Source organism: Ciceribacter sp. L1K23, assembly GCF_018122705.1.
In the GTDB taxonomy this organism is placed as follows: Bacteria; Pseudomonadota; Alphaproteobacteria; order Rhizobiales; family Rhizobiaceae; genus Allorhizobium.
The window spans coordinates 3056615-3076384 of sequence record NZ_JAGRRC010000001.1; the positions used below are offsets into that span (position 1 = coordinate 3056615).

At 63.7% G+C, this 19770-nt stretch carries 16 protein-coding genes; 9 read left to right on the forward strand and 7 right to left on the reverse strand.

Features of this window, described 5'->3' with window-relative positions:
- Positions 1-55: 55 nt before the first annotated feature.
- A complete protein-coding gene (locus J5J10_RS14760) occupies positions 56-1273 on the reverse strand; it encodes an NAD(P)/FAD-dependent oxidoreductase (protein WP_211931257.1) in 1218 nt (405 codons plus the stop codon).
- An 87-nt stretch (positions 1274-1360) separates the two neighbouring features.
- On the opposite strand from J5J10_RS14760, the gene J5J10_RS14765 reads away from it, so the two are divergent.
- The 5 genes from J5J10_RS14765 to edd all read left to right on the forward strand — a co-directional run bounded on the left by J5J10_RS14765 (position 1361) and on the right by edd (position 8319).
- Positions 1361-2797 carry a glutamine synthetase family protein gene (locus J5J10_RS14765; protein ID WP_208548406.1) on the forward strand — a complete coding sequence of 479 codons (1437 nt, stop codon included), beginning with the start codon at positions 1361-1363 and terminating at the stop codon, positions 2795-2797.
- 23 nt (positions 2798-2820) lie between these two features.
- On the forward strand, positions 2821-4107 hold the full coding sequence (locus J5J10_RS14770; protein ID WP_211930456.1) for an FAD-binding oxidoreductase: 1287 nt from the start codon (positions 2821-2823) through the stop codon (positions 4105-4107).
- Between the two features lie 96 nt (positions 4108-4203).
- Entirely contained in the window at positions 4204-5676 is a 1473-nt protein-coding gene (gene zwf, locus J5J10_RS14775; RefSeq protein ID WP_211930457.1) for a glucose-6-phosphate dehydrogenase, read from the forward strand.
- A 7-nt stretch (positions 5677-5683) separates the two neighbouring features.
- Positions 5684-6382 carry a 6-phosphogluconolactonase gene (gene pgl / locus J5J10_RS14780; protein WP_211930458.1) on the forward strand — a complete coding sequence of 233 codons (699 nt, stop codon included), beginning with the start codon at positions 5684-5686 and terminating at the stop codon, positions 6380-6382.
- A gap of 119 nt (positions 6383-6501) precedes the next feature.
- Complete coding sequence (edd, locus tag J5J10_RS14785) at positions 6502-8319, forward strand: phosphogluconate dehydratase (RefSeq protein ID WP_211930459.1); 1818 nt, start codon at positions 6502-6504, stop codon at positions 8317-8319.
- Between the two features lie 68 nt (positions 8320-8387).
- Here edd and J5J10_RS14790 read toward each other — a convergent pair whose 3' ends face one another.
- The 3 genes from J5J10_RS14790 to J5J10_RS14800 all read right to left on the reverse strand — a co-directional run bounded on the left by J5J10_RS14790 (position 8388) and on the right by J5J10_RS14800 (position 13348).
- Positions 8388-11150, reverse strand: a complete 2763-nt coding sequence (locus J5J10_RS14790) for a hypothetical protein (protein ID WP_211930460.1) — start codon at positions 11148-11150, stop codon at positions 8388-8390.
- A complete protein-coding gene (locus tag J5J10_RS14795) occupies positions 11147-12025 on the reverse strand; it encodes an SIR2 family protein (protein WP_211930461.1) in 879 nt (292 codons plus the stop codon). The genes J5J10_RS14790 and J5J10_RS14795 overlap by 4 nt, the downstream gene beginning before the upstream one ends.
- 486 nt (positions 12026-12511) lie before the next feature.
- A complete protein-coding gene (locus tag J5J10_RS14800; protein ID WP_211930462.1) occupies positions 12512-13348 on the reverse strand; it encodes an SDR family oxidoreductase in 837 nt (278 codons plus the stop codon).
- A gap of 108 nt (positions 13349-13456) precedes the next feature.
- Here J5J10_RS14800 and J5J10_RS14805 point away from each other — a divergent pair, with 108 nt between their 5' ends.
- Positions 13457-13822: a helix-turn-helix domain-containing protein gene (locus J5J10_RS14805; RefSeq protein ID WP_211930463.1), complete on the forward strand. Its 366-nt coding sequence runs from the start codon at positions 13457-13459 to the stop codon at positions 13820-13822.
- 69 nt (positions 13823-13891) lie between these two features.
- On the opposite strand, the gene J5J10_RS14810 is transcribed toward J5J10_RS14805, so the two are convergent.
- On the reverse strand, positions 13892-15097 hold the full coding sequence (locus tag J5J10_RS14810; RefSeq protein WP_211930464.1) for an MFS transporter: 1206 nt from the start codon (positions 15095-15097) through the stop codon (positions 13892-13894).
- A gap of 83 nt (positions 15098-15180) precedes the next feature.
- Here J5J10_RS14810 and J5J10_RS14815 point away from each other — a divergent pair, with 83 nt between their 5' ends.
- Entirely contained in the window at positions 15181-16170 is a 990-nt protein-coding gene (locus tag J5J10_RS14815; protein ID WP_211930465.1) for an AraC family transcriptional regulator, read from the forward strand.
- Between the two features lie 6 nt (positions 16171-16176).
- Here J5J10_RS14815 and J5J10_RS14820 read toward each other — a convergent pair whose 3' ends face one another.
- Positions 16177-17478 (reverse strand): aspartate aminotransferase family protein, encoded by a 1302-nt coding sequence (locus tag J5J10_RS14820; RefSeq protein ID WP_211930466.1) that lies wholly within the window; start codon positions 17476-17478, stop codon positions 16177-16179.
- A 95-nt stretch (positions 17479-17573) separates the two neighbouring features.
- Here J5J10_RS14820 and J5J10_RS14825 point away from each other — a divergent pair, with 95 nt between their 5' ends.
- Positions 17574-18425, forward strand: a complete 852-nt coding sequence (locus tag J5J10_RS14825) for a LysR family transcriptional regulator (protein WP_211930467.1) — start codon at positions 17574-17576, stop codon at positions 18423-18425.
- A gap of 25 nt (positions 18426-18450) precedes the next feature.
- On the opposite strand, the gene J5J10_RS14830 is transcribed toward J5J10_RS14825, so the two are convergent.
- Complete coding sequence (locus tag J5J10_RS14830) at positions 18451-18846, reverse strand: helix-turn-helix domain-containing protein (RefSeq protein WP_211930468.1); 396 nt, start codon at positions 18844-18846, stop codon at positions 18451-18453.
- Positions 18847-18917: 71 nt separating this feature from the next.
- Here J5J10_RS14830 and J5J10_RS14835 point away from each other — a divergent pair, with 71 nt between their 5' ends.
- Positions 18918-19727 carry an NAD(P)H-binding protein gene (locus tag J5J10_RS14835; RefSeq protein ID WP_211930469.1) on the forward strand — a complete coding sequence of 270 codons (810 nt, stop codon included), beginning with the start codon at positions 18918-18920 and terminating at the stop codon, positions 19725-19727.
- Positions 19728-19770 lie beyond the last annotated feature (43 nt).

A 19770-nucleotide genomic window follows, 5' to 3' on the forward strand; every position in this document is an offset into this window, starting at 1 on the left:
TTAAATTTGATTAAATATCGCACGTCCGGGTTGGCACGCCAGTGCGCCGGAACGGTCAGGCGGCAAGGCCGGCAACGTATCCCGATGCCCAGGCCCATTGGAAGTTATAACCGCCGAGCCAGCCGGTCACATCGACGCATTCGCCGATGAAGTAGAGGCCTTGAACCGCCTTCGCCGCCATTGTCTTCTGGTCCAGATGGTCGGTGTCGATGCCGCCCAGCGTCACCTCGGCGGTCCGGTATCCTTCCGAGCCCGCCGGCTTGATGCGCCAGTCGCGCAGCGAGTGGCCAAGCGCATCCAGCGCCTTGTCCGGCAGGTCGGCAAGCGGCCGCGTCACGGCCTGCTTCTCCGTCCAGTATTGCGCAAGCCGCTTCGGCAGGTGTTGCGCCAGAACGGTCTGCGCCGCCTGGCGTCCGTTGTCGCGCTTGGCGGTCTTCAGAAGGCCGGCGAAATCGACGTCGGGCTCGACGGCCACGGCGATTTCGTCGCCTTCGCGCCAGTAGCTCGATATCTGCAGGATCGACGGTCCCGAGAGCCCACGATGGGTGAGTAGCAGGGCTTCGCGGAAGGCGGTCCTGCCATGGCGGACCTCCGCATCGACGGCAACCCCCGACAGATCGGAGAGCTCCGACAGAAGCGCGGGATCGAGCGTCAGCGGCACCAGGCCCGGCCGCGTTTCCGTAACAGCGAGACCGAACTGTTCGGCGATGCGGTAAGCGAGACCGGTCGCGCCCATCTTCGGGATCGACTTGCCGCCCGTTGCCACGACAAGGCTTTCGGCCCGGATTTTCCCCTCAGACGTCACCACTTCGAAACCGGCGGCAGTCTTTTCCACGGCATCTACCGAGACGCCGAGCCTGAGCGCCACACCAGCGGCCTTCATCTCGTCGGTCAGCATGCGGATGATGTCCTTGGCGCTCACGTCACAGAACAGCTGTCCCAGCGTCTTCTCGTGCCAGGCGATGCCGTGGCTGTCGACCAAGGCGATGAAATCGGCGGGCGTATAGCGGGCAAGCGCCGAGCGGGCGAAATGCGGGTTGTTCGAGAGGTAATTCTTCGGCCCGGCATGGATATTGGTGAAGTTGCACCGGCCGCCGCCTGAGATGCGGATCTTCTCGCCCGGAGCCTTCGCGTGGTCGATGACAAGCACCCGGCGGCCGCGCCGTCCGGCGGCGATCGCGCACATCATGCCCGCGGCACCGGCGCCAAGAATAATCACGTCATAGGTCTGCAACGAAGCTGTCTCGCACTGTTCCACGCCTTCTTTTTTCATGGCTGCGGCAAAGTCAATCGGCTCTCCCCCCTCGCCAAGCGGCAAAGTCCGGCTATGATGGGCCATTCAACAACCAACTGGTGAGACATGCCTCCAAAGAAGAATATGCTCAGACCCAAAGGCGCGGCATCCAAGAAGGCATCCATCCCCCCAGACATCCAGCACACCCGTGGCGTCAATACCTGGAAGGAAGCCGCCACCTGGCTTCGCGCCCGCGGCATCGAGGACATCGAGTGCATCACCCCCGACCTCGCCGGGGTTCCGCGCGGCAAGATGATGCCGTCGTCGAAATTCACCTCCAATACCTCGCTGGCGCTGCCCTCGGCGCTCTATCGCCACACGATATCGGGCGAATACCCTGATGAAACCGAGAACTTTCGCTACGAACCGCGCGACAGCGACCTGAAGCTCGTGCCTGACCTTTCGACGCTGTCGGTCGTTCCCTGGGAGACCGATCCAACGGCGCAGGTCATCTGCGACATCGTCAATGTCGACGGCGAAAACGTCTCCTATACGCCGCGCAACGTTCTGAAAAACGTGCTGCGCCTCTACGACGAAAAGGGCTGGAAGCCGGTCGTCGCGCCGGAAATCGAGTTCTATCTCGTCGCAATGAACGACGATCCTGACTACCCGCTGCATCCGCCGAAGGGCCGTTCGGGCCGCTCGATCGTCGGCGGACAGGGTTATTCGATCGCCGGCATCAACGAATTCGACGAGCTCATCGACGACATTTACCACTTCTCCGAAAAGCAGGGCCTCGAGATCGATACCCTGATCCACGAGGAAGGGCCGGCGCAGCTCGAAATCAACCTGCGTCACGGCAATCCGATCGAGCTTGCCGACCAGGTCTTCCTGTTCAAGCGCACGATCCGCGAGGCCGCGCTGAAGCATGGCATCTACGCCACCTTCATGGCCAAGCCGATGCAGGGCCAGCCAGGATCGGCGATGCACATCCACCAGTCGGTGGTCGATGCCAAAACGGGGAAGAACATCTTTTCCAATCCCGACGGCTCGCCTTCGCAGGAGTTTTTCCACTTCATCGGCGGCATGCAGAAATATGTCCCCGGCGCGTTGGTCATGCTGGCGCCGTACGTTAATTCCTATCGCCGCCTGACTCCGGACATGGCCGCTCCCGTCAACAATGCCTGGGGCTACGACAACCGCACGACGGCTTTCCGCGTCCCGGTGTCGGATGCCGCGGCCCGGCGCGTCGAGAACCGGTTGCCGAGTTCGGATGCCAATCCCTATCTCGCCCTTGCAGCCTCGCTTGCCTGTGGCTATCTGGGGATCATCAAGCAGATCGAACCGACGGCGGCGGCGGAGGGCTCGGCCAACGAAGGATCGGTCGATCTGCCGCGCGGGCTGCTGGAGGCCGTCGCTCTGATGGAAGCCGAGGAGGATTTCAACGAGGTCTTCGGCAAGGAGTTCATCGGCCTTTATGCCGGCGTCAAACGGGGGGAATTCGAGACCTTCATGCAGGTGATCAGCCCGTGGGAGCGGGAATTCCTGCTTCTGAACGTCTGAACCGCATTCAAGGAGATCCCCTCATGGCTTGGCAAAGCCCCATCGCGCCAGGAATTTCCTGGTATCAGGACTCTGTTGGCGAGCGGCCGGACTATCCGGCCCTCGACGGGTCGAAACAGGTGTCCGTCGCCATCATCGGCGGCGGCTTCACCGGATTGCAGGCGGCCTATGGGCTGGCGAAGGCCGGCGTCTCGGTCGTCGTGATCGAGGGATGCCGCATCGGCGATGGCGCCTCGGGCCGCAATGGCGGCCAGCTCGGCACCGGCCAGCGCTGGTATCCCGACGAACTGGAAGACGATCTCGGCTTCGAACGCTCCAAGGCGCTCTTCGATCTCGCCGAACACGCCAAGAAGCACCTGCTCGACTTTTCGGCCGAGCACGGCATCGACATGGATTTCCTGCCGGGCCAGCTCAACGTCTCGCACAAGGCTGGATACGAGAAGGAGTACCGCGCGTCCGTCGAGGCGATCACGACCCGCTATGGCTACCAGCACATGACCTTCATGGACAGGGAAGAGACGGCCGAGCGGGTCGGCTCGCGGCGCTTCCATTTCGGCACCCGCGACACAGGCACCGGCCATATCCATCCGCTGAAGCTCGTCGTCGGCCTTGCGAAGGCAGCGAGGGCTGCCGGCGCCGAGATCTTCGAGATGACTAAGGCGAAGTCGATCCGCCAGTCCGGCGGCAAGACGATGATCGAGACCGCCACCGGCACCATTACCGCCGACCGGGTGCTGATCGCGACCAACGCCTATATCGAGAACCTCGAGCCGGTCATGGCGGCGCATGTCATGCCGATCCGCTCCTTCATCGCCGCGACCGAACCGCTCGACAAATTCCCAAGCGTAATCCCCGGATCGGAGGCGCTCGCCGATTCGCGCTTCGTCGTGCGCTACTGGCGCAAGACGCGCGACGGGCGGCTGCTGTTCGGCGGCCGCGAGGCCTATACCTCGGACACGCCGCGCGACATTTCCGAGCATATCCGCCGGCAGATCACCGAGATCTACCCGGAGCTGAAGGACATCACGATCAGCCACGGCTGGGGTGGCTCCGTCGGCATTACCCTGCCGCGCAAGCCGTTTGCCCGCGAGGTGATGCCCGGCGTCACGGCGATCGGCGGCTATTCCGGCCACGGCGTGATGCTCTCCAACTACTGCGGAAAGCTCTACGCCGACGCCGTCCTGGGCGGCTCGACCGAGCTTGACCTGCTCAAGGACCTCAAGGTTCCCGCCTTCCCCGGCGGCGCCAGCCTTCGCAAGCCTTTGCTGTTTCTCGCGCTCACCTGGTACGCGCTGAAAGATCGGCTCTGAGGGTGGGCGCAGCCATTTTGCTGCGCTGCCCACTGGCTTTTTTAAATCGATTAGATTACAACACCCATCAACACTGCGGATAAGGAAAGGCCTGTCATGAGCAGCCAGATCATTCCCGTCGAGGCGTTCGATTACGTGGTCTTCGGAGCCACGGGCGACCTCGCAGAGCGCAAGCTCCTGCCGGCGCTCTATCATCGCCAGCTTGCGGGACAACTGACGGAACCGACCCGGATCATCGGCGCCTCGCGCACCCCGATGACGGATGAGGAGTTTAGGGATTTCGCGCGCAAGGCGCTGAAGGAATTCCTGAAGAAGGACGAGTGGGACGACGGCCAGATCAACACCTTTGCCGGTCGCCTGCACTATGTCGCCGTCGATGCCAAGGACGACAAGGGCTGGGACGAGCTCAAGAAGCTGCTCGATACCGGCAAGGACCTGGTGCGCGCCTTCTACCTCGCCGTCTCGCCGTCGATCTTCGGCGACATCGCCGAGAAGATCCGCGACCACAAGCTGATCACCAAGTCGACCCGCATCGTCGTCGAGAAGCCGATCGGCCGCGACCTCGCCTCGGCGCAGACCTTGAACGACACGATCGGCAAGGTGTTCAAGGAAGAGCAGATCTTCCGCATCGACCACTATCTCGGCAAGGAGACGGTGCAGAACCTGATGGCGCTCAGGTTCGCCAACGCGCTCTACGAGCCGCTTTGGAACTCCGCCCATATCGACCACGTGCAGATCACGGTGGCCGAATCGGTCGGGCTCGAAGGCCGCGTCAGCTACTACGACAAGGCCGGCGCGCTGCGCGACATGGTGCAGAACCATATTCTGCAGTTGCTCTGCCTCGTCGCCATGGAGCCGCCCGCCTCGATGGAGGCGGAAGCCGTGCGCGACGAGAAGCTCAAGGTTCTGCGCTCGCTGAAGCCGATCGTCGACGGCGATGTCGAAAAGCTCACCGTGCGCGGCCAGTACCGCGCCGGCGCCTCTGCCGGCGGTCCCGTCAGCGGCTACCTGGAAGAGCTCGGCAGTCCCTCGGACACCGAAACCTTCGTCGCCATCAAGGCCGAGATCAACAACTGGCGCTGGGCGGGCGTACCGTTCTATCTCCGCACCGGAAAGCGTCTCGCGAGCCGCATGTCGGAGATCGTCGTCTCGTTCAAGCCGATCCCGCATTCGATCTTCGACGAGGCTGCCGGCCGCGTCGTCGCCAACCAGCTCGTCATCCGCCTGCAGCCCGACGAGGGCGTGCGCCAGTGGCTGATGATCAAGGACCCGGGCCCGGGCGGCATGCGGCTTCGCCACGTCTCGCTCGACATGAGCTTCGCCCAGGCCTTCGACGTGCGCAATCCGGATGCCTACGAGCGGCTCTTGATGGACGTCATCCGCTCCAACCAGACGCTGTTCATGCGCCGCGACGAGGTCGAGGCCGCGTGGAAGTGGATCGACCCGATCCTGAAGGGTTGGGAAGAGACCGGGCAGAAGACCCAGGGCTATACGTCAGGCACCTGGGGACCGAGCCAGGCCATCGCGCTGATCGAGCGGGATGGCCGCACCTGGCACGAAAACGACTGAGGCCAAGATGACCAGCCGCTTCCACAGCTTTTCCGACCGGGCGACCCTCGCCAGCACGCTTGCCGAGACCGTCGCGGCGGCGCTGAGAAGCGGCATCCAGGCCCGGGGGACGGCGACGCTCGCCGTCTCCGGCGGGTCGACGCCGAAGGGCTTCTTCGAGGCGCTTTCGGATCTGGAGCTTGCCTGGGACAAGGTGACCATCACCCTCGTCGACGAGCGCTTCGTGCCGGCCGACAATGCCCGGTCGAACCACCTTCTGGTCGCCACCCATCTGCTCAAGAACAAGGCGGCGGCGGCCAATTTCCTGCCGCTCTACCGCGACACCGCGACCGCCGGCGAGGCGGCGGAGGCCGTGACGGCCGAGATGGCGTCGCTCGCGCTGCCCTTCGACGTCGTCATTCTCGGCATGGGCACCGACGGCCACACGGCCTCGTTCTTCCCCGGCGGCGATCATCTGGCGCAGTCGCTGGACCTGACGCTGCCCCGCCGCGTTCTGACCATGGAGGCCGAGGGCGCCGGCGAACCGCGGCTTACCTTCTCCTTCTCGGCGCTCGCCGACGCGCGGCTGCTGGCGCTCCACATCGAGGGCGCGGAGAAGAAGACCGTTCTCGACGCAGCCCTTGCCGGGACCGACGAATCCGAACTGCCGGTCCGTGCGCCGCTCAACCGGGCGGCGACGCCGGTCGACATCTACTGGGCGCCCTAAAGCGCCCGCGACCTGCCGCAGGCTTTGCGGTATATTAGAACGCGGAGAGGAACGTCCGGCCGAGCCACCGGGCGCATGCCCCGCGAGCCCAACTGTGAGATCCCAAGGAGGACATGGACATGGCCGCCGACCGCCGCATCGAAGAGATCACGCGCCGCATCGTCGAGCGCTCCAAGCCCACCCGCGAGCCCTATCTCGATCGCGTGCGCCGCGCCGCGTCCAAGGGCGTGCACCGCTCGGTGCTCTCCTGCGGCAACCTCGCGCACGGCTTCGCGGTCTGTTCCCCCGCCGAGAAGGATGCGCTCTCGGGCGATACCATCCCGAACCTCGGCATCATCACCTCCTATAACGACATGCTCTCGGCCCACCAGCCGTTCGAGACCTATCCCGCGATGATCCGTCAGGCGGCCCGGGAAGCCGGCGGCGTGGCGCAGGTCGCCGGCGGCGTGCCGGCCATGTGCGACGGCGTCACCCAGGGCCAGCCGGGCATGGAGCTCTCGCTCTTCTCCCGCGACGTGATCGCCATGGCGGCCGGCATCGGCCTTTCCCACAACATGTTCGACGCGGCCGTCTATCTCGGCGTCTGCGACAAGATCGTGCCGGGCCTCGTGATCGCAGCGCTGACCTTCGGCCACCTGCCGACGATCTTCATCCCCGCCGGTCCGATGACCACGGGCCTGCCGAACGACGAGAAGACCCGCGTGCGCCAGCTCTATGCCGAAGGCAAGGTCGGCCGCGCCGAGCTTCTGGAGGCCGAATCCAAGTCCTATCACGGCCCCGGCACCTGCACCTTCTACGGCACCGCCAATTCCAACCAGATGCTGATGGAGATCATGGGCCTGCACACGCCCGGCGCCTCCTTCATCAATCCGAACACGCCGCTGCGCGACGCGCTGACGAAGGAAGCGGCCAAGCGCGCGCTTGCCATCACCGCGCACGGCAACGAGTTCACGCCCGTCGGCGAGATGATCGACGAGCGCTCCTTCGTCAACGGCGTCGTCGGCCTTCATGCCACCGGCGGCTCGACCAACCACACGCTGCACCTCGTCGCCATGGCGCGCGCGGCCGGCATACAGCTCACCTGGCAGGACATTTCCGACCTCTCCGACGTGGTGCCGCTGCTCGCCCGCGTCTATCCGAACGGGCTTGCCGACGTGAACCATTTCCACGCATCCGGCGGCATGGGCTTCCTGATCAAGCAGCTCCTGAAGGCCGGCTATGTGCACGACGACGTGCGCACCGTCTGGGGCCAGGGTCTCCAGGCCTACGCCATCGATCCGAAGCTCGGCGACGACGGCACCGTGGTGCGCGACCCGGCGCCGGAGGAAAGCGGCAATCCGAAGGTTCTGGCGAAGGTCGAGGAGCCCTTCCAGCCGACGGGGGGCCTCAAGATGCTGACCGGCAATCTCGGCCGCGCCGTCATCAAGATCTCCGCCGTCAAGCCGGAGCGCCACGAGATCGTCGCGCCCGCCGTCGTCTTCCACGACCAGGAAGAGCTGCAGGCCGCCTTCAAGGCCGGCAAGCTCGACCGCGATTTCGTCGCGATCGTGCGCTTCCAGGGCCCGAAGTCGAACGGCATGCCGGAACTGCACCGCCTGACCACGCCGCTCGGCGTCCTGCAGGATCGCGGACACAAGGTGGCGCTGGTCACCGACGGCCGCATGTCCGGCGCCTCTGGCAAGATCCCGGCGGCGATCCACCTGACGCCCGAAGCCGTCGACGGCGGCCCGATCGCCAAAATCAAGGACGGCGACATGATCCGCCTAGACGCCACCAGCGGCACGCTGGAAGTCATGGTCGACGCGACGGAATTTGCCCAGCGGACGGCGGTTATGCCGGACCTTTCGGGGAATGAATACGGGATGGGACGGGAGCTGTTTGCGCCTTTGCGCCGCGTGGCGGGGCCGGCGGATCAGGGGGCGAGTGTGTTGTATTGAGGGGATACTATCCTTACAAACCAGAATATCAGCCAGCGACATTCGTCAACAGTTTGGCCGGCGTTTCTCTACCGCCTAGCTGCAGTCGCGAGTCGACGGAATACCGGGTTTTTGGCAAGTGAGGAATCGACACTCACAATCTGATCCAGCGCGTCGGTAAGGTCATGAGGAATGACTGCGCCTTCTGACGTGCCAACTGTAAGATCGAGCAGTTTCAGGAGAGCTCTTGCCTTCGCGTCGTCATTGATGATCGCAAGCTTCCTTAATCCGGCCTCGTCACCATAAAGGCCGTAGTCGAACATGGACCAGCACTCGAACGGCACGAGGAAGCGGGCGACTATGTCGACAGCTTCGGCGAAAGCCTCGCCTGACGTGGCCGGTAAATCTGCGAGCGCACTACTAACCCCGGCTGTTGCCAGCGACCGCTCTTGCGGCCATACCTCTCGAAGAAAAGGTGCGGCACTTAAACGGAACAGTGTCGCTGCCGCTGCGAAATCTTCTTGCTCCACGTCACCTTTTCTGGTGTTCGACACCTTCTTCGCAGAGAGGTCGCGCACGAATTGCTGAACTGCGTTCGCCGCCGATGCACGCACCTCATCATCCAGCGTTCTCAGCATCTGCGTTATTCGTTGGTTAGGCACAGCAGGCTCACGGCCTTCACGGAAAGCGTGAAGGGATTCTATCACTAGGCTGAAAACTAGCCTGCGACGCGTTTCCCGGCCAAGTCGGCGATCATTTGCGCGATCCACCATCGGCTCACCGATCGTTTTTAGCACTTCGGTGAAGAGAGTGCGCCTTGCAACAGCTCGCCAGAGCGCCAAGGCGGTACCGTCATCGTTGCGCAAAGGTGCAATAAGGTGTTCACGTGCCCAAGCGGGATCAGTGTGTAGAAAGTAAGGAAGATATTCAATCATCCGGTATCGGACCAGCAATCCGCTCCGGCCTTCAGTTGCGATTAACTTGTCGCGCATCTGGCGCAACTCACTTCCACGAAGGAATGGTTTCTTCGGCCCAACGTGTCTACGCCAAACTGCAAAGAAAACGCCCGTCAGTTTGCCAGCAGGTGTGTTCAGCGCCGCGCTTCCATCGCGGTCATGGTCGTCGTCCCTCGCGTTAGTGATGACCGTCATTTCTTCGTCAGCGTTCTCGTGCGGCGAACGGTCAGTCGCCGCTACAGCGAGCGGCCATAGGCGAAGCCAAATAGGCAAGATTATAGGGTCTTTGACGGCCTGTTCCTCCCAAGCATCTAGCCATGAACATATGCCTTCGATTGCACTTGAAAGCGTTGAATCGGATAAGTGCGTCAGCAGGCCCAAAACCCTTCCAGTCTGTGTGGCCAAATGCGCTTCGTCTTTCGCGTTTCCATCATGATCTCGCTGTCTATGCGCCCAACCAAACCTGTTCCAGACTTTTGGGAACTGGTCGCCACAGTCATGGGTGGTCTCGAAGTCAGCAAGCACCCGGTCGGCATTGCCTGGCTGGAGGATCCATGAGTTTGCGCGTTCTGCGGGGTCGTCATCCCAGCCGCCCCGCGCGGTTCCTAAAGCTATTTCGAGCGCCTTCAGCCGTTCTACCCCGGAAAGATTTTCGTATTTGGCGTCCGGTCCTATTTCGCCACGAGTGACCGTTACACCTTCAGAAAACCCTTCATCGATGGTCATGTCAGGCAACTCAGGAAATTGCGCCAGGCGCGACTCAAACCAAGCCTTTGCTCGTTCTGGCAACATACCTCCGGCGACTTCAATTCGCCTTAGTTCTCGCAAGGACCAAAACAGCCGCGCTTCCTTTGCATCGGCAGTGCTTAACTTCTTCGGCCAATGGTTGCGAGGGGGCCCTTTCTGGATCCTCGCGATAATAAGAGTTTGCTCTTCTGCGTCCATGTCCCCAAAACGGACGGCCCGCAGCTCGGCGATTTCCGGGTAGCTGTGCAAATCCCAAAACTGGTCCTGATCAAGTGTAGCGAGGAAGGTAAAAACAGCTTTGGCAGAGCTGACCTGTTCGTTCCGAGACATCGCCGCCCACAAACGAAGATGCACTGGTGAACTATTTAGCCTCCAGCGTTGGACGAAAGTCCGCGCCGTTCCTACGTCAAGTTCTAAAATTCTTGCGACGACCGCGTGCAGCAGTTTCACCGACGGCGCTATACCATGATGGTACGCATCTGGGTCACCAGTCTCTCGCGCTCTTGGAGCGTCAGACAAGTAGTAAACTCTATTTAAGTCACCGAGTCGCCATAGTCGCCTTTCGCCGTCCCATCCTATCCTGCGAGCAGTATCAAGACCATGATTAACGGCCGCCTCCAACGCATTGGCCAAGGCGGTCAGAAAAGCGACATCATCAAGACGAGCTAATTCGAGTACTTGCAGGTCAATCAAGTCTCCGCTCGTCAAGCGGGCGGAAAGTATGTGCTCAACAGTCTTCGGCCTGCGGGGCTTCTTAATGAAGGTCCAACGCCACTCACCGATCGGTTCAACTTCAAGTCGTGGCGCTACGCGATTAGAAATTGCGGTGACCGCTGCACCAGATCGATCTCCCGATCTCAACCGGTGCTGAATGTGATAGAGGGCTGTGCCGTCGTGTCGGTCGGAACGATAAGAAGCCCAGCTTTCTTCTATCAACCGCCATGCCGAAGCCCAAGGTTCTGGAAGGAAGCGCGCGCCGGGGCCTGTCAGTATGTACTCAACCGCTAGCCGTTCGATTCGCTGCCCCGGCTTTAGCTTCAAAGCCCATTCAACCGTGTCTTTTTCCGCAAGCCTATTGTTCAGGAAGCCGACCACGGTTCTCAACAAGTCGCGGTCTTGCAGCGATAGATCATCCCACGGCCGGATCACTGCCTCCGTCCCCGTTCGGTTTCAGCGCAAACGCGAACAATTGCATCGAGCCAACCAACCTCTGCCTTGGCATCGGAAACCAAAGCTGAAAGACGAACACGTTCCCCTGGATTACTTCTACGGAAGAAATGGTCGAAAAGGTCTCGGTCCGAGTCCCTCGCTTGGAACCTCGCGACTTTTACAATTCGCCTGAGTTCGGCATCGATATTTTCTTGGTTACCATTTATCGCAGATAAGGTCGCCCACCGTTCCAAGGTTGCCCGAAGTGCGTTGTGTTCATTCGCTGAGTCATAGTGGATCGGGGTGATGCCGCGCCCATACCAGTCCGCAAGCACGACCGGGTCAGGCCGGGTCATGCCGAAAAATGTAAATCGCTCCTTCAAGTCGTCAAAGCGTCGGCCGTCTGCTGCAACCGCATTGAGCAGATAACGCATAGGCGGATCGTTGGCGCTATAGCCCACAAGTACTAGGTTATAAAGTCGCGCAGCGTCATAGATGAAATCCGGAACTACCCTACGGCGAAGATAGAATTCCCCAAAATCCTGATCAGATAGAACAAATTCAGAATTTCGTTCCGGGTTCTTGTCCAGCGCCCCGTGTATGTGAAGAACCCCAGAGAATTCAGAGTTACGGGATGGTCGCGGAATGGAGCCAAGAGAATAGGTCTCTAAGGGTGATCGAAGCCTTTGGGCGGCGGTTTGAAGTAACAGATCGAAGTTTGTCGTCACAATGGTCTTGGCTCCGCCGCGATCAGCAAGGGAAATTAGCGCCTTGTGAATGGGGGCGGGGGTCGCGCCTGCACGCAGGATCGCGGAGACTGCACGTCTGACCTGGCTGTCGCCACGAGTTTGGTCATCTAGTCTGCGCTCAAGCATACCTAGAACCACATCGTAATCACCTAATACGAACCTTTTGACTTCCGCTGCCTGCTGATCTGTAAGACCGGCGCAATCAGCTTCCCACCGGCTGCAAGCCTCGGTTGGCAATCGCACTAAGACACTGTGCGTCGAAGCATCAAGTGTAGCGTAAACTTCGAGAACAAGACTACGGAAATTCGGAAGCCCTGCGGGCTGCGATATGCCTGCGCCGCATATGAAGAGAACGTCTCCCCGCGCATGAGCGAGAAGTAGACGCTCTGGAATTGACGAGAGGCCGGGGCCCAATTGTATAACCCTATCCTCGACGGCGGTATTGTCTGACACAGCCTTTAAGCCTTCAGCTCACGACTCGATCTTTATTTTATTCTCCGACCCATTGCTTAACAGCTTACAACAGCCGTTTTCCTCTACTCTTTTTAATTGAGGCGCCCGGCTGAGGAGAGCACTTCAGTTGCCAAGCGAAGAGCCCTGCTTTCCCCCCCATCACCCTCCCACCCCATACCGCCCCGCCGGCCGCGCATCGAACACCGACTCCAGCATCCTCCCCGATAGCCCCAGAAACTCCTCCAGCAGGGAGGCGTCGTGGAGCGAGGGGGCGGTGATGGGTTCGCCTTGGTCTAGGCCCGCTAGGGCTGCGTCGACGCAGTCTTCCGTCGTCATGACGATACTATCCGGCAGCGCTTCCAGCGCGTCGCCGCCGGCGACCTCCCAGCCTTCGGAGATCACAGCGCCCGGCAGGACAAGCTGGACGCGCACCGCCGTTCCCGCCACCTCCTGCTGCAAGGCGCGGGTGAAGAGGAAGACATAGGCCTTGGTGGCGCCATAGACGGGGATGCCGGGATAGGGGCTGAAGCCGGCACCCGAGCCGATATTGACGAGCGTTCCCGCGTCGCGCTGCCTGAACGCGGTGAGCGCCGCCTTGGAAAGCACCGTCAGCGCCGTGATGTTGAGGGCGATCATGCCGCCGATGGTCTCGTCCGGCGTCTCGGTCAGCAGTTTCAGCGCCGAAAAGCCGGCATTGTTGACAAGCAGCGAGACGGAGGCATCGGTCGCAAGCCGGCGTTCGACCGTGGCGACCCCCTCCTGCGTCGAGAGGTCGGCGACCAGCACCTCGGCGTTCACCGAAAACCGTGCCCTCAGATCGCCGGCCAGTTCCTCCAGCCGGTCGCGGCGACGGGCGACGAGAATGAGGTCATGGCCGCGCGCGGCGAGCCTTTCGGCATAGACCCGGCCGATGCCGGAGGATGCGCCTGTGACGATGGCCGTGCCCGGTATCGAGGCGGATGTCAGGTCGGATGTGGCGGGGCGGGGCTGTGTCATGTCGATCTCCTGGGGTTGATGACGGAAAGCATGGACAAGAGGTATATCTTGTGTACTAGGTGTCAATTACGCACTTGAAGTAGCCCAGGTATCGCCGAGGAAACCGCCATGCCCTACACGGAAGACCAAGTCATCGAAACGCTGCCGTCGGTGCGGCCGGTTCTGGAGCAGATCGCGCACAAGTGGTCGATCCTGATCCTCACCTTCCTCTGCCAGGAGCCGAAGCGGTTCAATGCGCTGAAGCGGCGGATGGACGGGATCACGCAGAAGGCGCTGACGGAGGCGCTCAGGCGGCTGGAGCGCAACGGCCTGATCGAGCGCACGGTGACGACCACCTCGCCGATCGCGGTCGAATACTCCATCACGCCGCTCGGCCGGACCCTGCAGGAGCCGTTCCTGGCGCTCTACGACTGGGCGCTCGATCATCAGGCCGACCTCAAGACGGCGCAGGCCCGCTTCGACAACCGGTCTTGAGCCACCCTCTACGCAAAAAGGCGGAGGTCGAAACCCCCGCCCCCGATGTCGTCGTTATCGTGCCGTGCCTCAGGCCGCGGCCGCCACCGGCTCCCGTGTCCGCACGCCGAGCATGATGCTGACGGCGGCGAGCAGCAGCACCGCGCCGCTGGCGGCGATCGTGCCGGTGCCGCCGGCGAGGTCGAAGATGAGACCGCCGAAGCCGGCGCCGAGCGCGATCGCAAGCTGTATCGAGGCGACGAAGAGGCCGCCGGCGCTTTCGGCCTCGTCCGGAATGCTGCGGGCGATCCAGCTCGACCAGGCGACCGGGATGCCGCCGAACAGCATGCCCCAGAGCACCGTGCCGAGGATATCCGTAACCGGCGACGCACCGATGCCGACCATCACGAGCCCCAGCGTGCCCATCAGGAGCGGCACGAGCACCAGCGTCAGCCGCAGGCTCTTCGCCACCATGCGGCCGGCGAGGAAGGTGCCGAGGAAATTGGCGACGCCGAAGCCGAGCAGGATCGACGAGATCGCCTCGACTGAGAATCCGCTGCCGGTTTCGAGATAGGCGCGCAGATAGGTGAAGAAGATGAAGTGGCCGGCAAAGACCAGCAGCACGGCGACCATGCCGAGCCCGGTACCCGGCCGCATCAGCACCTCGACCATGGTGCCGAGCTTGGCGCTGGAGGCGGGCCGCATGGAGGGCAGGCTGCGCCATTGCATGGCGAAGGCGACGAGCCCCAGCAGCGAGGCGAGCAGGAAGACGCCGCGCCAGCCGACGATATCGCCGAGGAAACTGCCGAGCGGGGCGGCGAAGACGGTCGCGGCCGAAACGCCGCTCATCAGCACCGCGATCGCCTTCGGCACCAAAGCCTGTGGCACGAGCCGCATGGTGACGGCGGTCGAGAGCGCCCAGAAGCTGCCGAGCGCGACGCCCAGCAGCATGCGGCCGAGCAGCAGCAGCGGCAGGCTTGGCGCGAAGGCGACGAGCAGGTTGGAGACGATGAGCGCCAGCGAAAAGCCCATCAACAGGTGCCGGCGATCGGCGGTGCGGGCGGCGGTGGCGATCAGCAGGCCGGCGAGGAAGCCGAAGACGGCGGTCATGGTGACGGCCTGTCCGGCGGCGCCCTCGCTGATCGAGAGGTCGGCGGCGATCGGGGTGAGCAGGCTGGCGGGGAGGAATTCGGCCGCCACCAGGCTGAAGGCGCCGAGCGTCATCGAGGCGACGGCGGCCCAGGCGGGCGCCTTCGCCGCGCTCTCGTCGGCGGCTGTCGTGGTGTTGGAAAGCATCGGTGTTGTCCTTGGATCGGGAGGAAAAGACGAGACAACAAGTAGACTGGACGGGCCGGACTTTCTATGTCACAAAATCCTCCATGCTTGATCGTCCGTCCGGAAATGCTCCCCAGTCCGCGCCGCTCGACACCGATCTGGTGAGCGAGCTGCTGCTCGGCATGCGCCTCGTCGGCGTCGATTACCGCCGCGTCGAGCTCTCCCCGCCCTTCTCCTATGCCTTCGGCGAGGGCGATGCGCGGGCGAAATTCCTGTTCGTGGCGCGCGGCGTGGTCATTCTTCGCTCTCCGTCAGGCGTGCTGCACAGGATGACGGCGGGCGACGCGGCGCTTTTGCCGCGCGGTGGCCTGCATCTCCTCGGCTCGTCGGAGCACCTCTCCCAGCCCTGCGCCGATCTCGGCAAGCTCAGCAAGTCACCGCTCTGCACGCTGGTCAGCGACATCAAGGCCTGCGACGACTTCGCCTGCCCGCCGGCCGACCGGGTGCTCCTGTTCTCCGCCTGCATGGATTTCGATCTCGGCAGCATGCATCCCTTGATTTCGATGATGCCGGAGGTGATGCGGGTCGACACCCTGGTCAACCGCTATCCGGAGATCCTGCCGATGCTGGAGGCCATGGCGCGCGAAGCCCGCGATGGCCGGGCCGGTTATGCCGGCATCCTCGCCCGTCTCGCCGACGTGGTCGCCGCCTCGATCGTGCGGGCCTGGGTGGAATGCGGCTGCGGCGACGCCACCGGCTGGATCGCCGCCCTTCGCGATCCGAAACTCGGCCGCGTGCTGGTGGCGCTGCATCGGGAACCCGGCCGCACCTGGACGCTTGCCGAGCTTGCCCGGCAGATGGGCGTGTCCCGCTCCGTCTTCGCCGAACGTTTCGTCGCCGCCACCGGCATACCGCCGCTGCGGTACCTGACCGAAATGCGCATGCGGCTCGCCGCGCAGTGGATCGCCCGCGATGGCGTGCCGGTGGAAACGGCGGCGCTCCGGCTCGGTTACGGCTCGCAGGCCGCCTTCAGCCGCGCCTTCAAGCGCGTGGTCGGGCATCCGCCAAGCCGCACGCCCGCGGCTGCCGCCTGAATTTCCTCACACGGACTGGGCGATCGCCTGCCCCAGAATCTCGACGCCCATGTCGATCTCGGCATCGCTCACCGTCAGCGGCGGGGCGATGCGGAAGACGCCGCCCATGCCTGGCAGCTGCACGATGTTCATCGACAGGCCGAGTTCCATGCAGCGGCTGGTGATGCGCCCGCCGAGCTCCGGCGCCGGTGTCTTCGTCTGCCGGTCGGCGACGATCTCCATGCCGAGAAGGAGACCGCGCCCGCGCACGTCGCCGATGCAGTCGAAGCGCTGCTGCAGCGCGCGCAAACCGTCGGCCAGCCGCGCGCCGGCCTCCACCGCGCGGTTTACAAGTCCGTCCCGCTCGACAATCTCCAGCACCTTCAGCCCGACGGCCGCCGGCAGCGGGTCGGAGACGTGCGTCGTATAGAACAGGAACTTGCGCTCATGACAGCGGGCCTCGATCTCCGCCGTCGTCATCACGGCCGAGAGCGGCAGTCCGGCGCCGAGCGTCTTCGACAGCGTCAGGATATCGGGCGTCACGCCATCCCGCTCACAGGCGAACATCAGGCCGGTGCGGCCGACGCCCGTCTGTGCCTCGTCGAGGATCAGCAGCATGCCGCGCTCCTCGCACTTTTGCTTCAGCGCCGCCAGATAGCCTGTGGGCAGTTCGATAATGCCGCCGGAGCTCAGGATCGGCTCGGCGATGAAGGCGGCGAGATTGCCTGTCGATTGCTGGTCGATCAGCGCGAAGGCATAGTCGAGCTCGGCCCGCCAGTCCGGCGCACCGTTCTTCTCGAAGGCCGGGCGATAGGCGTTCGGTACCGGAATGGCGAAGGAGCCCACCGTCGGCGGGCCGTAGCCCTTGCGGCCGTGGCTGTAGGTGGCGGACGCCGCCGCCGCCGTCATGCCGTGCCAGGACTGGGCGAAGCTCACCACTTCCCAGCCGCCGGTCACGAGCTTGGCCATGCGCAGCGCCGCCTCGTTGGCCTCGCCGCCGGTGGTCAACAGCATGGTGCGTTCCAGCCCTCCCGGTGCGACCCGCGCCAGTTCGGCCGCCAGCTCCACCACGGGACGGCTCAGCATGCCGGAGAAGAGATGGTCGAGATTGCGGACATGGTGCGAGACCACCTCGACAATTTCCGGATGCCCGTGGCCCAGGATCGCGCTCATCTGGCCCGAGGTGAAATCAAGGATCGGCCGGCCGTCGGCGTCGTAGACGAAGCTGCCCTCGGCCCGCTCCACGATCATGCGCTCGAAGGTTCCGCCATAGCGGATCAGGTGCTTGTCGGCCTTGGCCCAGAAATTGGCATCGGCGTTCTTGCTCATGGAGTTGATCCCGGTTGGTGACATCCAAATCAGACTATGGACAGAACATCCCCCATGGTAGCTTATAGTTCTGAACCGGGGCTTCAGGAAAACTTATGGCAATTCATCTCGATATCGATCTCCTGCGTTGCTTCTCGATCATCGCCGAGACGGGCACGCTCAGCCGCGCGGCGGATCGCGTCGGCCGCAGCCAGGCAGCCGTCAGCATGCAGATGAAACGGCTGGAGGAGGTCGTCGGCCAGACCCTGCTCAACCGCTCGGGCCGAGGCGTCTCGCTCACCGTCCACGGAGAACGTCTGCTCACCCATGCGAGGCGCATTCTGCGCTCGCATGACGACGCGCTCGCCGAGCTTTCGGGCCGCAGCATCTCCGGCACGCTGCGCTTCGGCTGCCCGGACGATTATGCAGATGCCTTCCTGCCACCCTTGCTGCGCAGCTTCGCGGAACTGCACCCGCAGGCCTTCATCGAGGTGGTCTGCGCCTCGACACCCCGGCTTCTGGCCCAGTTCGACCGCAAGAGCCTCGATCTCGCGCTGACCTCCGTGCCGCTCGCGCCGGAGCGCGCGGTGCTGCGCCATGAAGACATCGTCTGGGTTGGGGCGCGGGATGGCGGCGGCCATGCTTCCGGGCCGCTGCGGCTGGCGCTCGGCGATCCCGATACGCTAGACCATCGCGCCGCGATCGCCGCGCTGGAGCGGATCGGCCGACCCTACCAGCTCGCCTATGCGAGCGGCAGCCTCGCCGGCCTGCTCGCCGTCGTTCGCTCCGGCCAGGCGATCGCGGTGCTGACCCGCGCCGCCGTGCCCGACGACCTCGCCATCCTCTCCGGCAACGGCCTGCCCCAGCTGCCGACCATCGGCCTTACCGTGCGCATGGACGACCAGCGCGCCTCGCCGATCACAAGGGCGTTCGCGCAGCACATCCGCACGATGCTGCCGACACTGTGACGGTTCGCTTGCCCGGAAGATCGAATCAATTCCGGCTGTCGAACGCCCGCCTCGACGCCTCGATGAACGGCTTTTCCACGCGCGCCCAGTCGACGAGGCGGCCGGCGATTGCCGCGAAACTTTTCCCGCGCGGCGTCAGCTCGTAGGTCACGGAGGGCGGATTGGTGGGTTCGACCACGCGGCTGACATAGCCGTCGCGCTCCAGCCGCCGCACCGTCAGCGTCAGCATCCGCTGCGTGATGCCGTCGAGACCTCGCTGCAATTCGCGATATCGCCTGGGTCCGGCGGAGAGCTCGGCCACGGTCATCACCGTCCAGCGCTCGCCAAGCCGGTCGAGCACCAGCCGCAGCCCGCAATCCTCGTGCTCCGGCAGTCCGCACGGTTCCAACTCGCCCGTCGCAATCTCTCTGTCAGCGAACATTGATGTGCCTCCTTACGCCCGGCGACCTGTCCCAATAGATAGATGCGGCCCCAACACGGAGGACGCAAGATATGATTCTGATCACAGGCGGCAGCGGCCACCTCTCCACCCTCGTCACCCAAAAGGCAAAGGCGGCCGGTCTCGACATCGTCGTCGGCAGCCACAAGGCCGGCCCCGGCGATCCCGACCGGCGATGGATCGATTTCGACGATCCCGCCAGCCTCGATTTCACCGGTATCGACACCCTGCTCCTGGTCTCCGCCGGTTATGGCGAGGACGACGTGGTCATCCGGCGCCACGATGCGGTGATCGGCGCGGCGGAACGCCAGGGCGTGGGCCACGTGGTCTATACCAGCCTGACCGGCACCGGCGACCATCTCGGCTTCGCGCTCGCGCATCGCTGGACCGAGCGGCGGCTCGGCAAGGCTTCGCTCTCGTGGACCATCCTGCGCAACGGGCTTTACGCGGAGCTGGTCGGCGCGCTGGCCGCGCCGGTCGACGGCATCATCCAGGCGCCATTCGGGGAAGCGCCCCTGCCCTGCATCGCACGCGAGGATCTGGCCGATATCGCCGTCGCCGTTCTCTCGGATCCGCCGGCGCACCGGAATGTCACTTATGATCTTCCCGGCCGGGCGGACTGGACGATGGCCGATCTGGCGGGCAAGCTCGGCGTCGCCTATCGCCCCTCGACGCTCGCCGAGGCGCGGCAGCGACTGTCGACACTCCCGCTCCTGCCGTTCCAGCCGGCCATGCTGATGTCGATCTATTCCTCCTGTGCGGCAGGGCTGCTCGGCGGCGGGCCGGATGACGGCTCCCGGCTGCTGGCGAGCGAACGACGTGATACGCTGGCGATCGCCGCTGCCGCCGCACGCGGCGCCTGAACGGAAAAAGGGCGCGGATCGATCCCGCGCCCTTCCCGTTTCG

Excerpts from the sequence above, each read along its gene's own strand:
- J5J10_RS14830 (WP_211930468.1), bottom strand. The coding sequence starts at position 18,846 with ATGTTCGCTGACAGAGAGATTGCGACGGGCGAGTTGGAACCGTGCGGA.
- J5J10_RS14795 (WP_211930461.1), bottom strand. The coding sequence starts at position 12,025 with ATGCTTGAGCGCAGACTAGATGACCAAACTCGTGGCGACAGCCAGGTC.
- pgl (WP_211930458.1), top strand. The coding sequence starts at position 5,684 with ATGACCAGCCGCTTCCACAGCTTTTCCGACCGGGCGACCCTCGCCAGC.
- edd (WP_211930459.1), top strand. The coding sequence starts at position 6,502 with ATGGCCGCCGACCGCCGCATCGAAGAGATCACGCGCCGCATCGTCGAG.
- J5J10_RS14770 (WP_211930456.1), top strand. The coding sequence starts at position 2,821 with ATGGCTTGGCAAAGCCCCATCGCGCCAGGAATTTCCTGGTATCAGGAC.
- J5J10_RS14820 (WP_211930466.1), bottom strand. The coding sequence starts at position 17,478 with ATGAGCAAGAACGCCGATGCCAATTTCTGGGCCAAGGCCGACAAGCAC.
- J5J10_RS14810 (WP_211930464.1), bottom strand. The coding sequence starts at position 15,097 with ATGCTTTCCAACACCACGACAGCCGCCGACGAGAGCGCGGCGAAGGCG.
- J5J10_RS14765 (WP_208548406.1), top strand. The coding sequence starts at position 1,361 with ATGCCTCCAAAGAAGAATATGCTCAGACCCAAAGGCGCGGCATCCAAG.
- J5J10_RS14800 (WP_211930462.1), bottom strand. The coding sequence starts at position 13,348 with ATGACACAGCCCCGCCCCGCCACATCCGACCTGACATCCGCCTCGATA.
- J5J10_RS14815 (WP_211930465.1), top strand. The coding sequence starts at position 15,181 with ATGCTTGATCGTCCGTCCGGAAATGCTCCCCAGTCCGCGCCGCTCGAC.
- J5J10_RS14760 (WP_211931257.1), bottom strand. The coding sequence starts at position 1,273 with ATGAAAAAAGAAGGCGTGGAACAGTGCGAGACAGCTTCGTTGCAGACC.
- J5J10_RS14805 (WP_211930463.1), top strand. The coding sequence starts at position 13,457 with ATGCCCTACACGGAAGACCAAGTCATCGAAACGCTGCCGTCGGTGCGG.
- zwf (WP_211930457.1), top strand. The coding sequence starts at position 4,204 with ATGAGCAGCCAGATCATTCCCGTCGAGGCGTTCGATTACGTGGTCTTC.
- J5J10_RS14835 (WP_211930469.1), top strand. The coding sequence starts at position 18,918 with ATGATTCTGATCACAGGCGGCAGCGGCCACCTCTCCACCCTCGTCACC.
- J5J10_RS14825 (WP_211930467.1), top strand. The coding sequence starts at position 17,574 with ATGGCAATTCATCTCGATATCGATCTCCTGCGTTGCTTCTCGATCATC.